The organism is Lelliottia sp. 7254-16 (assembly GCF_002922995.1).
Taxonomy (GTDB): Bacteria; Pseudomonadota; Gammaproteobacteria; order Enterobacterales; family Enterobacteriaceae; genus Enterobacter; species Enterobacter jeotgali.
In genome coordinates this window covers 108,002-121,295 of the sequence record NZ_PQVS01000004.1, presented here as the reverse complement: position 1 = coordinate 121,295, position 13,294 = coordinate 108,002, and the positions used below count along the sequence as shown (strand labels likewise).

The following is a 13,294-nucleotide window of genomic DNA, read 5'->3' as shown; positions in this document are numbered from 1 at the left end:
TCAATGAGCACTTCCCCTCGCATTGAGGGGAAGCCTGCTGCGTTAGCTGCGGGTAAGGTAATCGACAATTTTTTGCGTATCGTCGAGTGAACACAGCCGCGTACCGTGATTGATGGTGGCTGCGCTACCGGCGGCAACGCCATAGCGTGTCATTTCCAGCAGTGACGCGCCTTGTGCCAGTTTTAAGGTCATTGCGCCGACCATACTGTCACCGGCACCCACGGTGCTTTGGCTTTTCATTGGCGGCGGGACGACCTGCACCGAACCGGTTTCATCGACCCCGAGCGCACCCTGTGGCCCCAGTGACACTACGACGCGACGCGCTTTGCCGTTACGCACCAGCTCCTGGGCGGCGGAACGAACGTCATCGGGCTGGGTTAACGGACGATTGACCAGCGCACTCAGCTCTTTTTGGTTCGGTTTGATCAGTTCCAGATTGCCGGATTCCAGCGCGGCGGTCAGCGCTTCGCCGGAACTGTCGACAATACAGCGCAGGCCTTTCTTCTTGGCTGCATCTATCAAGTGGGTGAGTTTTTCGCATTTAACGCCCGGCGGAAGGCTGCCGCTGATGACCAGAATGGCACCGCTTTCGATTGCGAGTACTTTCTCTTCCAGCTGGCGAAACTCATTGTCTTCCAGCATGGCGCCTGGCATGACGAAACGGTACTGTTCGCCGCTCGATTCGACGTGGACATGCAGGTTCTGTCGTGTCCAGTCTTTGGCTTCCACCGTATCGACGGCCACGTGTTCATTGGCCAGCAACGCCACCAGATGTTCACCGGTCGCACCGCCCGCCGGGAAAATAGCCGTGGCTGTCCCACCGAGATGAGTGATGGCTCGTGCGACGTTAATCCCGCCGCCGCCTGGCTCAAAGACAGGGGCGCTACAGCGGAGTTTACCTTCAGGATAAATTTGTGGGGTGAGGGTCGCGCTGTCGAGAGAAGGGGAGAGCGTCAGCGTATAAATCGGTACCATTATGACCTCCTTTTTATATGGACTCAGCTAAGCATGGCACAAATAGCCGGAAGAGAAAGTAAATAACAGTATGATTTTAAATATAAATGTTTAGGCCGTTAGTGCCTTTTTATTATGAATTAAATAGCGATTTAAGATCGTTCTTATTCAAAAATTGAAATAAGAAATCATTGCTATGTTAAATGAGCCTTTTTATAATTTGTTACCTTTCTAAGGATGCCTTGTCATTGATCCTCAAGAAAGTTTCCGAGACCGTGATGGTCTCTTTTTTTGTTGTACGGACTCCTTTATAAATGAAGCTCTTGAAGACAGTACCTGCCGCAATGATGCTGGCGGGTGGCGTGTTTGCCTCGATGTACGCAGCCGCTGACGATACCGTTTTTACTGTCATGGATGACCCATCCACTGCGCAGAAACCGTTTGAAGGTAACCTTAACGCTGGCTATCTGGCGCAATCAGGTAACACCAAAAGCTCCTCCCTGACCGCAGACACCACCATGACCTGGTACGGCAATACCACCGCCTGGTCCCTGTGGGGTAACGCTAGCAACACCTCCTCTAACGACGAGCGCTCCTCTGAGAAGTATGCAGTGGGTGGCCGTAGCCGTTACAACATGACGGATTATGACTATCTTTTCGGCCAGGCAAGCTGGCTAACTGACCGCTACAACGGCTATCGCCAGCGTGACGTCTTCACAGCAGGTTATGGTCGCCAGTTCCTGAACGGTCCCGTCCACAGTTTCCGTTTCGAATTCGGTCCTGGTGTACGTTATGACGAGTACACCGATGGTGATACCAAAACGCAGCCGCTGGGTTATGCGTCCGGTACCTACGCCTGGCAATTTACCGATAATGCTAAATTTACTCAGGGCGTTTCCGTGTTTGGTGCAGACGACACGACACTGAACTCTGAAACTGCATTGAACGTGGCGATCAATGAACACTTTGGTCTGAAAGTCGCCTACAACGTGACCTGGAACTCGGAGCCACCGGCTTCTGCGCCAGAGCACACCGATCGCAGAACGACGATCTCTTTAGGGTATAAAATGTAATATCAGCGGGCCGATATATTATCGGCCCGCATTTTTATTTTAACAAACTGTGCTATTAAATATTGAACAGCGTTTTAAATTAATACCCCAGCTGTATTCTCCATAATTTCTTCATAATTACCTTTCGAGATTAATAATCAGTTTATTTGACACGATTTGATAAATAAATTGACTATGCAAAAGTGTGATCCAGATCTACACTAACAATACAGGCGATTAATTGCCTCAAGGTGTTCTGCATTAATTCAGATAGAGAAGAATCATTATGAATAAAATCAAAACCGCTGCAGCAGCAATGGTGCTTTCCGCACTTTCATTTGGTGTATTTGCTGCTGATTCAGTAACGCAACCTGCCAGTGACACCACCAGCCAGATCGGCATTACTCGTGCCTCTGATGTAGAAGCCGGCTCTAACATCGCACCAGGCTCTCAGTCTACAGGCCAGTCAATGAATGACGCTTTCGATGTGCACAAACTGGTTGCGGGTGAGTGGTCTTAATTAGCCAATAGCCACCCCAGTGAAAAAACCGGATAATGATGTACCGGTTTTTCGCATTATAGGTAGCGTAAACTTATTTCAGAATTGATATAGTTATGTCGTACGAACGGACAGTAAAGCGTTCACCCGAATGATTAATCCGCTAATACATTTCATCTTCAGCAAAATCTACTCACCCCAAATCATCGCCGCCCAACGTAATAACAACATGGCACCACAGATAGCGATTAACACCACCACCATTTTCCAGTGTTTTTGAGCAAAGCGTTTTGATGGCATAAACCGTTCCTTCGTCAGTTGATAATCTGAGTCTATCAAAAACGATCAGACGGCGTCACCTCGGGTTCAGAACCAGTGAAATTTATCCGCAAGGATCATCACCAGTGCTGCTGCTGAAACAAGATTCAATATCACCACTGTTCTGCTGGAAACGTTCATATCATGCCCCCGGTTGTTAGGACCTTTTCAAGATTAGCTCAGCAAAATGGGAATGCGAGCGTTGAACCGCGAAACTCATACAAAAGTATGAGAGGCATCAAACTGGTCGCAGAGGGTGCATTCACCCTTTTTTTAGTGTTACCATCGCAAGGCAGATCGTAAATCAGGCTTTGTCTGATTCGATCCTGTAGCAGACTGCGAGCCAATTTGACGATTGTTGGTCAGATGGTGTCGCAATCTATTGTTAAAATACGATTATTTTCTTTGTATATGCTCTTATGTGTGGGGCATCACTGCAAATAAGGATATAAAATGCCTGTAATTACTCTTCCTGATGGCAGCCAACGCCATTACGACCGCGCCGTTAGCCCGATGGATGTTGCCCTGGACATTGGTCCTGGCCTTGCAAAAGCCACCATCGCTGGCCGTGTAAATGGTGAACTGGTTGATGCTTCCGATCTGATTGAAAACGACGCACAGCTGTCCATCATCACCGCGAAGAACGATGAAGGTCTTGAGATCATTCGTCACTCTTGTGCGCACCTGTTAGGCCATGCCATCAAACAGCTGTGGCCAAACACCAAAATGGCGATCGGCCCGGTTATCGACAACGGCTTCTACTATGACGTTGATCTTGACCATACCCTGACCCAGGAAGATATCGACGCGCTCGAAAAACGTATGCACGAGCTCGCTGAGTCGAACTACGATGTCATCAAGAAAAAAGTCAGCTGGCACGAAGCGCGTGAGACCTTTGTGAAGCGTGGCGAGAACTATAAAGTTTCGATCCTTGATGAGAACATCGCGCATGATGACAAGCCTGGCTTGTATCATCACGAAGAATATGTCGACATGTGCCGTGGACCGCACGTGCCGAATATGCGTTTCTGTCATCACTTCAAACTGATGAAAACCGCAGGCGCCTACTGGCGTGGCGACAGCAACAACAAGATGTTGCAGCGTATTTATGGTACCGCATGGGCAGATAAAAAAGCCCTGAGCGCCTACCTGCAGCGTCTGGAAGAGGCCGCGAAACGCGACCACCGTAAAATCGGTAAACAGCTCGACCTGTATCATATGCAGGAAGAGGCACCAGGTATGGTGTTCTGGCATAACGACGGCTGGACTATCTTCCGTGAACTGGAAACTTTCGTGCGCTCCAAGCTGAAAGAGTACCAGTATCAGGAAGTGAAAGGCCCGTTCATGATGGACCGTGTGCTGTGGGAAAAAACCGGCCACTGGGACAACTACAAAGATGCGATGTTCACCACCTCTTCTGAGAACCGTGAATACTGCATCAAGCCAATGAACTGCCCTGGCCACGTTCAGATCTTTAACCAGGGTCTGAAATCTTACCGTGACCTGCCGCTGCGTATGGCGGAGTTTGGTAGCTGCCATCGTAACGAGCCATCAGGCGCGCTGCATGGTCTGATGCGTGTTCGTGGCTTTACTCAGGATGATGCGCATATTTTCTGTACTGAAAATCAGGTGCGTGATGAAGTCAACGCCTGTATTCGTATGGTCTACGATATGTATAGCACCTTTGGCTTCGAGAAAATCGTCGTCAAACTCTCAACTCGTCCAGAAAAGCGTATCGGTAGCGACGAGACCTGGGATCGTGCTGAGGCGGATCTGGCTGTTGCGCTGGAAGAAAACAATATCCCGTTTGAGTATCAGGTGGGTGAAGGCGCATTCTACGGTCCGAAAATCGAATTTACACTGTATGACTGCCTCGATCGTGCTTGGCAGTGCGGAACAGTCCAGCTGGACTTCTCTCTGCCGCAGCGTTTAAGCGCCTCTTATGTGGGCGAAGACAACGAGCGTCAGGTGCCGGTTATGATTCACCGCGCAATTCTTGGGTCTATCGAACGCTTTATCGGCATTCTGACCGAAGAATTCGCTGGCTTCTTCCCAACCTGGCTTGCGCCGGTGCAGGTCGTGGTCATGAATATCACCGATTCTCAGGCCGATTACGTTAAAGAATTGACGCAGAAACTACAAAATGCGGGCATTCGCGTAAAAGCGGACTTGAGAAATGAGAAGATTGGCTTTAAAATCCGCGAGCACACTTTACGTCGGGTCCCGTATATGTTGGTCTGTGGTGATAAAGAGGTGGAAGCAGGCAAAGTTGCCGTTCGCACCCGCCGTGGTAAAGACCTGGGGAGCCTGGACGTAAGTGAAGTGATTGAGAAGCTGCGACAAGAGATTCGCAGCCGCAGTCTTCAACAACTGGAGGAATAAGGTATTAAAGGCGGAAAACGAGTTCAAACGGCGCGCCCGAATCGTATTAACAGCGAAATTCGCGCGCAAGAAGTTCGCTTAACAGGTCTGGAAGGCGAGCAGCTTGGTATTGTGAGTCTGAGAGAAGCTCTGGAAAAAGCTGAAGAATCCGGAGTAGACTTGGTCGAAATCAGCCCTAACGCCGAGCCGCCAGTTTGTCGTATCATGGATTACGGCAAATTCCTCTATGAAAAGAGCAAGTCTTCTAAGGAACAGAAGAAAAAGCAAAAAGTTATTCAGGTTAAGGAAATTAAATTCCGACCTGGCACCGACGATGGCGATTACCAGGTAAAACTCCGCAGCCTGGTACGCTTTCTGGAAGAGGGTGATAAAGCTAAGATCACGCTGCGTTTCCGCGGTCGTGAGATGGCTCACCAGCAGATCGGTATGGAAGTGCTTAATCGCGTCCGTGACGATCTGAGTGAACTGGCAGTGGTCGAATCCTTCCCATCGAAGATCGAAGGCCGCCAGATGATCATGGTGCTCGCTCCTAAGAAGAAACAGTAAGGCCTTCAAGTAGCAATTCCTGTGGAGCCTACGGGCTTCGCAGGTTTTGTTCGCCTATGTTTCGTTTATTAACAATGCGAAGTGGAAGTTATTAAAATGCCAAAAATTAAGACCGTACGCGGTGCTGCTAAGCGCTTCAAAAAAACCGGTAAAGGTGGTTTTAAGCACAAGCACGCTAACCTGCGTCACATTCTGACTAAGAAAGCTACCAAGCGTAAACGTCACCTGCGTCCTAAAGCCATGGTTTCCAAAGGCGATCTGGGCCTGGTAATCGCGTGCCTGCCGTACGCATAAGTCGTTTAACGTTTTTTAACCTTTTTTAACTTAGAATAGATACAGGAGAGCACATATGGCTCGCGTAAAACGTGGTGTAGTTGCCCGTGCACGTCACAAGAAAATTTTGAAACAAGCTAAAGGCTACTACGGTGCGCGTTCTCGCGTATACCGCGTTGCCTTCCAGGCTGTTATCAAAGCTGGTCAGTATGCTTACCGTGACCGTCGTCAACGTAAGCGTCAGTTCCGTCAACTGTGGATTGCGCGTATCAACGCAGCAGCACGTCAGAACGGTATTTCTTACAGCAAATTCATCAACGGCCTGAAAAAAGCCTCTGTTGAAATCGACCGTAAGATCCTGGCTGACATCGCAGTATTCGACAAATTAGCGTTCACCGCTCTGGTCGAAAAAGCGAAAGCAGCACTGGCGTAAGCCAGTTGAGAGAGGGGGCTTTGCTCCCTCTTTCATTTCCACCCTATCCGGGACGATTAAAACACAAGGTAACGCAAGCATGAATGCTGCTATTTTCCGCTTCTTCTTTTACTTTAGCACCTGAATTCAGGGGGCTTGCGCGTGAAAGATGAAACGAAAAACAGCGCCAGAAAGCCTCCTGATGGAGGCTTTTTTTGTTTCTACCGCTTATGAATATCGCCACATAACGAGGAAAACCATGTCACATCTCGCAGAGCTGGTTGCCAGTGCCAAGGCAGCCATTAACCAGGCGTCAGATGTTGCCGCTTTAGACAATGTCCGCGTCGAATATCTGGGCAAGAAAGGGCATTTGACCCTGCAAATGACCACCCTGCGTGAATTGCCGCCAGAAGAACGCCCGGCAGCGGGTGCGGTGATTAACGAAGCCAAAGAGCAGGTTCAACAGGCACTGAATGCGCGTAAATACGATTTAGAAAGCGCCGCACTGAATGCCCGCCTGGCTGAAGAGACCATCGACGTTTCTCTGCCTGGTCGTCGTATTGAAAACGGCGGTCTGCATCCGGTCACGCGCACCATCGACCGCATTGAAAGTTTCTTCGGTGAGCTCGGCTTTACCGTGGCGACTGGCCCGGAAATCGAAGATGACTACCATAACTTCGATGCCCTGAACATTCCTGGCCATCATCCGGCACGCGCTGACCACGACACTTTCTGGTTTGACGCGACGCGTCTGCTGCGTACCCAGACCTCTGGCGTGCAGATCCGCACCATGAAAGAACAAGAGCCGCCGATCCGCATTATCGCGCCGGGCCGTGTGTATCGTAACGACTACGACCAGACGCATACCCCGATGTTCCATCAGATGGAAGGCCTGATCGTTGATAAAAACATCAACTTCACCAACCTGAAAGGTACGCTGCACGACTTCCTGAACAACTTCTTTGAAGAAGATCTGCAGGTTCGTTTCCGTCCGTCCTACTTCCCGTTCACCGAACCGTCTGCGGAAGTGGACGTCATGGGCAAAAACGGCAAATGGCTCGAAGTGCTTGGCTGCGGCATGGTGCATCCAAACGTTCTGCGTAACGTCGGTATCGATCCAGAAGTCTATTCCGGCTTTGCCTTTGGTATGGGTATGGAGCGTCTGACTATGCTGCGTTATGGCGTGACCGATTTGCGCGCATTCTTCGAAAACGATCTGCGTTTCCTCAAACAGTTTAAATAAGGGCAGGACAGAACAATGAAATTCAGTGAACTGTGGTTACGCGAATGGGTGAATACCGCTCTCGATAGCGAAGCGCTCTCTAACCAAATTACCATGGCAGGCCTGGAAGTGGACGGCGTTGAGCCTGTTTCCGGTGCGTTTAACGGTGTGGTTGTCGGTGAAGTCGTCGAGTGCGGCCAGCACCCGAACGCAGACAAACTGCGTGTCACAAAAGTGAACGTTGGCGGCGAACGCCTGCTGGATATCGTCTGTGGTGCGCCTAACTGCCGCCAGGGTCTGAAAGTGGCCGTTGCCACGGTCGGCGCGGTATTGCCGGGCGATTTCAAAATTAAAGCGGCGAAACTGCGCGGCGAGCCGTCAGAAGGCATGCTGTGCTCGTTCTCCGAGCTGGGTATTTCCGATGACCATAACGGCATCATCGAACTGCCTGCTGATGCGCCAATCGGGACTGACATCCGCGAATACCTGAAGCTCGATGACAACACCATCGAAATCAGCGTCACACCAAACCGTGCCGATTGTTTAGGTATCATCGGTGTAGCGCGCGACGTAGCGGTGCTGAACCAGGTCGAACTTAACGCACCGGAGATCGTACCGGTTGCGGCAACTATCAGCGACACGCTGCCGATTCAGGTTGAAGCCGCTGATGCATGCCCACGCTACCTTGGTCGTGTGGTGAAAGGCATCAACGTCAAAGCGCCAACCCCGCTGTGGATGAAAGAAAAACTGCGTCGTTGCGGGATTCGTTCTATCGATGCGGTTGTCGACGTGACCAACTACGTGCTGCTCGAACTGGGTCAGCCGATGCACGCATTCGATAAAGATCGTATCGAAGGCGGGATCGTGGTGCGTATGGCGAAAGAGGGTGAAACCCTGGTTCTGCTCGACGGCAGCGAAGCTAAGCTTAACGCCGATACGCTGGTTATTGCTGACCACTCTAAAGCGCTGGCAATGGGCGGCATCTTCGGTGGTGAGCACTCCGGTGTTAACGACGATACACAAAATGTCCTGCTGGAATGTGCGTTCTTCAGCCCGCTGTCTATTACCGGTCGCGCGCGCCGTCACGGTCTGCACACCGATGCCTCTCATCGCTACGAGCGCGGCGTGGATCCTGCATTGCAGTACAAAGCCATGGAACGCGCAACTCGTCTGCTGATTGATATCTGCGGCGGTGAAGCAGGTCCGGTGATTGATGTCACCCATGAAGCGTCTCTGCCTAAGCGCGCGACCATTACTTTGCGTCGCAGTAAGCTGGACCGTCTGATCGGTCATCACATTGCCGATGCGCAGGTGAGCGATATCCTGCGTCGTCTGGGCTGTGAAGTCACCGAGGGTCAGGACCAGTGGCAGGCCGTTGCGCCAAGCTGGCGTTTCGATATGGAAATCGAAGAAGATCTGGTGGAAGAAGTGGCCCGTGTTTACGGCTACGACAACATTCCTAATGAGCCTGTTCAGGCCGGTTTGGTGATGGGCTCCCACCGCGAAGCCAACCTGTCTCTGAAGCGTGTGAAAACCATGCTCAACGACAAAGGCTATCAGGAAGTGATCACCTACAGTTTCGTGGATCCGAAATTGCAGCAGTTGATCCACCCTGGTCAGGAAGCGTTGATTCTGCCAAGCCCAATTTCCAGCGAAATGTCCGCGATGCGACTTTCTCTGTGGACCGGTCTGCTCGGCACCATCGTATACAACCAGAACCGCCAGCAGAGCCGCGTACGTATTTTCGAAACCGGTCTGCGCTTTGTGCCTGATACCCAGGCAAATCTGGGTATCCGTCAGGATCTGATGCTGGCAGGTGCCATCTGTGGCAACCGCTATGAAGAACACTGGGATCTGACCAAAAACAGCGTGGATTACTACGATGTGAAAGGCGATCTGGAGTCAGTTCTCGAACTGACCGGTAAACTTTCTGAAATTGAATTCCGCGCAGAAGCGATTCCAGCCCTGCATCCGGGCCAAAGTGCAGCCATTTATTTACACGGTGAACGCGTTGGTTTCGTTGGTGTTGTTCATCCTGAGCTGGAACGCAAGCTGGATCTGAACGGCCGCACAATGGTGTTTGAACTGGAGTGGAACAAGGTCGCAGACCGCGTGGTTCCTCAGGCTCAGGACGTTTCTCGCTTCCCGGCGAACCGTCGCGATATCGCCGTTGTGGTAGCTGAAAACGTTCCCGCAGCAGATATTTTGGCCGAATGTAAGAAAGTTGGCGTAAATCAGGTAGTTGGCGTAAACTTATTTGACGTGTACCGCGGCAAGGGCGTAGCAGAAGGTTCTAAGAGCCTCGCTATTAGCCTTATCCTTCAGGATACCAGCCGTACACTCGAAGAAGAGGAGATTGCCGCTACCGTTGCCAGATGTGTAGAGGCATTAAAAGAGCGATTCCAGGCCTCATTGAGGGATTGAACCTATGGCGCTTACAAAAGCTGAAATGTCAGAATATCTGTTTGATAAGCTTGGGCTTAGCAAACGGGATGCCAAAGAGCTGGTAGAGCTGTTTTTCGAAGAGATCCGTCGTGCTCTGGAAAACGGTGAACAGGTAAAACTCTCCGGTTTTGGCAATTTTGATTTGCGAGACAAAAACCAACGTCCGGGCCGAAACCCGAAGACGGGGGAAGATATTCCCATTACAGCCCGCCGCGTGGTGACCTTCAGACCCGGTCAGAAGTTAAAAAGCCGTGTCGAAAACGCAACGCCCAAAGCAGAGTAATATGAACTAACCAAAAAGGCCGCATTCGCGGCCTTTTTTCTTTGCGCGAAGGCACACCCACCGTAAAATCAATAGCATCACTCACCTGAAAACAGACCCCATGCTTGATTTTGCTCGTCAACAACACCGTTCCGACCTGCGCTGGATGCTGGTGCTTCTGGCATTGCTGGCCGCCGTTTTTACGGTGAGCCTCTGCGCAGGCGAGCAGTGGATCGGACCCGAAAGCTGGATGAGCGAGCAGGGCAAACTGTTTGTCTGGCAAATTCGTTTGCCGCGCACCGTGGCGGTTTTGCTGGTCGGCGCATCGCTGGCCCTGTGCGGCACTATCATGCAGGCGTTATTTGAGAACCCGCTGGCAGAGCCGGGGCTGCTCGGCGTCTCCAATGGCGCGGGCGTCGGCTTGATCGCGGCGTTGATGTTGGGTGGTGGAACGCTGTCTGGCTGGAGCATTAGCCTTAGTGCCATCGCCGGTGCACTGCTGATCACCGTCATTTTACTGCGTTTCGCCCGGCGGCACCTATCGACCAGCCGCCTGCTACTGGCAGGCGTTGCGCTGGGGATTATCTGTAGCGCGCTGATGACCTGGGCGGTCTACTTCTCAACATCCTTCGATTTACGCCAGCTGATGTACTGGATGATGGGCGGTTTTGGCGGCGTCGACTGGCGACAGGGCTGGCTAATGGCGCTGCTGATTCCAGTCATTCTGTGGGCTTCTTTGCAGTCCAAACCACTCAACATGCTGGCGCTGGGGGAGATATCTGCCCGCCAGCTGGGCCTGCCGATCGGCCTGTGGCGCAATGTGCTGGTGGTGGCTATCGGCTGGATGGTCGGTGTCAGCGTTGCTCTGGCAGGGGCTATAGGCTTTATCGGCCTGGTCATTCCGCATATGCTGCGTCTTGGTGGAATCACCAACCATCGTACGTTATTGCCCGCAGCCGCTATTACAGGTGCGGCAACGCTGCTGATTGCCGATATTATCGCTCGTCTGGCGATGAGCGCCGCTGAACTCCCGATCGGTGTTGTGACTGCCACGCTGGGCGCGCCGGTGTTTATCTGGCTACTATTAAAGGCGAGTCGCTGAACTCTTTGTAATAATTGAATATTATTCAATTTGGCATAACGCCGGGGGCACCGTGGGGGCACTCCGCTAAATTTTCCCGTTTAACATGTCTATCTGGTCATCGTTCATCCGCACGATCCATTTTGAATATACGGTGTAAACCATACGCGCATTTTTATGCCCCATCTGGCTGGCAATGAACGATGGATTTGCGCCAGCTGATAGTAACCAGCAGGCATATGTATGCCGGGTGTGGTAGGGACTACGATACCTTACGCCTGATTTTCTCATGGCGCCCGGCCATGTCAGGTTTATCGTGCTCTGTGAATAATGTCTGCTCATTTCCCCTTCATCATGGTTGGGCACGAAGCAGAATCTCAGGCTTTGCTTTTCAATTTTCCCACGTTCGCGGTGGTAAAAGTCGATCTCTGCGGGCACCTTATTGCCAGTAAGTTCGAATTGCCTCGTTAACGCTTCCAGCGCCGGTTTTAACAGCTTTACGGTCCTCACCCCGGCGTTTGTCTTCGGTGGACCAAACTTCTTTGTGAGCGTCATTGTACGCTTAACATGGACCTCGCCATTTTTTAGATCGACATCCTCCCAAGCCAGACCGGTCAATTCACCATGACGTAGGCCGGTATAGACGGCAAACGACCAAAGGTTTAAATGCTGACCCTGCCAGTGCTTAGATAGCTCCTGAAATTCTTCTTTCAGCAATGGGTCTGGATCAAGTTCAGATGTCTTCAGACTCTTTATGTTCTCAAACGGCTTGTGCTGGATGTAGTTACTCTGGTGAGCGAAGCTGAGCATTCTGCATAATTGCCCCATGAAGGCGTTAACAGTTCTGACGGTGCGTTGCCCATCGGATCTGGCCTTAAATTCCCCTTCAAGTAATTTCTTCCTGTACAACAACATATCGTTTAGCTGAATTTCTTCAAGAGAAGTGCTTTCTCCGATAATTTTCGTGAAGAGAGTACTGACCGAGCGAGTAATCATCATCGTTGCCGGGCTGATCTCCACCTCTTTCACTGCGTGATATGCATCGCACAGCTCTCCAAAGGTTAAGACGCTCTTTACGGGCGTCGAAAACTTCGTAAGAGCCTTACTCTCCGGAAAACGTTCTTCGTATTTGAATGTACCCAGCTGAATTTCAGCGCATATCAGCGCTCTAAGATTGCCGGCTTTCTTGATGTTGGAATTGTTCACCGCCCAACCCTGCAAAACTTCCCTGCAGCGAATATTCTTATACTTGAATGATATCCTCAGTTTACCGTTGTGGATTTCAACACCGGTAGGAAAGCCTGCCATTACGCGTCCTTAATGAAATGGTTTATTTTGGGGTAGTTGTACCAGGCAAGTCCTTTCTCGGACTCTGTTCTGCCATCGGCGGTAACGTATTTAAAATGGATGCCGTTGACCCATGATTTAAGACGGTAGCTCTTGATTTGCCCACTTGAGAGCCCGGTTCTTTCGGTGAGTTTGGCCTCAACAATCCACTCTTCGTTAAAAATTACCTGTGACATAGTTCACCTCAGGTAACCGGCATCAGTATAAAGATGCCGGTTAAAAATAATTGATATTCCGATATCAGGAGGCCTGACCGGGTAAGGAACGGAGCCGACGCATGCCCGTCATTGCTGTAGCCACATAGCTCGCCTTACGATTCACCACTTCAACCCAAACTTTTACACCTTCAACTCTCACGGTGTAGGTCTCTTTCATCTTGCTTCGCCCGTAATCGCCGTATCGTTGCTGGTGCGCGGCGAGCGCGATGTCACATGCCTGGCGAGCTAAAGGGGATTGCTTACTGCCTCGATTGATCAGTCGCATGTAGTCTCCTTAAGGGGA

17 protein-coding genes and 1 other annotated feature are annotated in these 13,294 nt (G+C 51.0%); of the genes, 11 read left to right on the top strand and 6 right to left on the bottom strand.

What is annotated here, in order from left to right:
• Positions 1-42: 42 nt before the first annotated feature.
• Positions 43-975 (bottom strand): 6-phosphofructokinase II, encoded by a 933-nt coding sequence (gene pfkB / locus C3708_RS07455; protein WP_103948544.1) that lies wholly within the window; start codon positions 973-975, stop codon positions 43-45.
• A 293-nt stretch (positions 976-1,268) separates the two neighbouring features.
• Between pfkB and C3708_RS07450 the strand changes: the two genes are divergently transcribed.
• Together C3708_RS07450 and C3708_RS07445 are read left to right on the top strand one after the other, a co-directional pair.
• On the top strand, positions 1,269-2,027 hold the full coding sequence (locus tag C3708_RS07450) for a YdiY family protein (protein ID WP_095281716.1): 759 nt from the start codon (positions 1,269-1,271) through the stop codon (positions 2,025-2,027).
• 265 nt (positions 2,028-2,292) lie between these two features.
• On the top strand, positions 2,293-2,526 hold the full coding sequence (locus C3708_RS07445) for a hypothetical protein (protein WP_095281717.1): 234 nt from the start codon (positions 2,293-2,295) through the stop codon (positions 2,524-2,526).
• Positions 2,527-2,694: 168 nt separating this feature from the next.
• Here the strand turns inward: C3708_RS07445 and yniD are convergent, their stop codons facing one another.
• Both yniD and yncL read right to left on the bottom strand, forming a co-directional pair.
• Complete coding sequence (gene yniD / locus C3708_RS07440; protein ID WP_095281718.1) at positions 2,695-2,805, bottom strand: small membrane protein YniD; 111 nt, start codon at positions 2,803-2,805, stop codon at positions 2,695-2,697.
• Between the two features lie 66 nt (positions 2,806-2,871).
• Entirely contained in the window at positions 2,872-2,964 is a 93-nt protein-coding gene (yncL, locus tag C3708_RS07435) for a stress response membrane protein YncL (RefSeq protein ID WP_095281719.1), read from the bottom strand.
• A 312-nt stretch (positions 2,965-3,276) separates the two neighbouring features.
• Between yncL and thrS the strand changes: the two genes are divergently transcribed.
• The 9 genes from thrS (at position 3,277) to btuC (ending at position 11,467) form a co-directional block, all read left to right on the top strand.
• Complete coding sequence (thrS, locus tag C3708_RS07430) at positions 3,277-5,205, top strand: threonine--tRNA ligase (RefSeq protein WP_095281720.1); 1,929 nt, start codon at positions 3,277-3,279, stop codon at positions 5,203-5,205.
• Positions 5,206-5,208: 3 nt separating this feature from the next.
• Positions 5,209-5,751, top strand: coding sequence for a translation initiation factor IF-3 (gene infC / locus C3708_RS07425; RefSeq protein ID WP_071818735.1), 543 nt, complete (start codon positions 5,209-5,211; stop codon positions 5,749-5,751).
• A 96-nt stretch (positions 5,752-5,847) separates the two neighbouring features.
• On the top strand, positions 5,848-6,045 hold the full coding sequence (rpmI, locus tag C3708_RS07420; protein ID WP_001124225.1) for a 50S ribosomal protein L35: 198 nt from the start codon (positions 5,848-5,850) through the stop codon (positions 6,043-6,045).
• Between the two features lie 55 nt (positions 6,046-6,100).
• Complete coding sequence (gene rplT, locus C3708_RS07415) at positions 6,101-6,457, top strand: 50S ribosomal protein L20 (protein WP_012017122.1); 357 nt, start codon at positions 6,101-6,103, stop codon at positions 6,455-6,457.
• Positions 6,458-6,531: 74 nt separating this feature from the next.
• Positions 6,532-6,655, top strand: a sequence feature (Phe leader region).
• A complete protein-coding gene (gene pheM, locus C3708_RS23705) occupies positions 6,537-6,581 on the top strand; it encodes a pheST operon leader peptide PheM (RefSeq protein ID WP_001386830.1) in 45 nt (14 codons plus the stop codon). It overlaps the preceding feature by 45 nt.
• Positions 6,656-6,695: 40 nt before the next feature.
• Positions 6,696-7,679: a phenylalanine--tRNA ligase subunit alpha gene (gene pheS, locus C3708_RS07405; protein ID WP_103947552.1), complete on the top strand. Its 984-nt coding sequence runs from the start codon at positions 6,696-6,698 to the stop codon at positions 7,677-7,679.
• A gap of 15 nt (positions 7,680-7,694) precedes the next feature.
• A complete protein-coding gene (gene pheT / locus C3708_RS07400; protein WP_103948543.1) occupies positions 7,695-10,082 on the top strand; it encodes a phenylalanine--tRNA ligase subunit beta in 2,388 nt (795 codons plus the stop codon).
• A 4-nt stretch (positions 10,083-10,086) separates the two neighbouring features.
• Positions 10,087-10,386: an integration host factor subunit alpha gene (gene ihfA / locus C3708_RS07395; RefSeq protein ID WP_003857805.1), complete on the top strand. Its 300-nt coding sequence runs from the start codon at positions 10,087-10,089 to the stop codon at positions 10,384-10,386.
• Positions 10,387-10,486: 100 nt separating this feature from the next.
• Entirely contained in the window at positions 10,487-11,467 is a 981-nt protein-coding gene (gene btuC / locus C3708_RS07390) for a vitamin B12 ABC transporter permease BtuC (RefSeq protein WP_103948542.1), read from the top strand.
• 66 nt (positions 11,468-11,533) lie between these two features.
• Here btuC and C3708_RS07385 read toward each other — a convergent pair whose 3' ends face one another.
• The 3 genes from C3708_RS07385 to C3708_RS07375 all read right to left on the bottom strand — a co-directional run bounded on the left by C3708_RS07385 (position 11,534) and on the right by C3708_RS07375 (position 13,276).
• Complete coding sequence (locus C3708_RS07385; protein WP_103948541.1) at positions 11,534-12,754, bottom strand: site-specific integrase; 1,221 nt, start codon at positions 12,752-12,754, stop codon at positions 11,534-11,536.
• The gene (gene xisR / locus C3708_RS07380; protein WP_103947548.1) at positions 12,754-12,969 is read right to left on the bottom strand and encodes an excisionase family protein; all 216 of its coding nucleotides are present in this window, start codon (positions 12,967-12,969) and stop codon (positions 12,754-12,756) included. Before xisR ends, C3708_RS07385 begins: the two co-directional genes overlap by 1 nt.
• Positions 12,970-13,033: 64 nt before the next feature.
• Positions 13,034-13,276 (bottom strand): DUF4060 family protein, encoded by a 243-nt coding sequence (locus C3708_RS07375; RefSeq protein ID WP_103948540.1) that lies wholly within the window; start codon positions 13,274-13,276, stop codon positions 13,034-13,036.
• Positions 13,277-13,294: the final 18 nt, after the last annotated feature.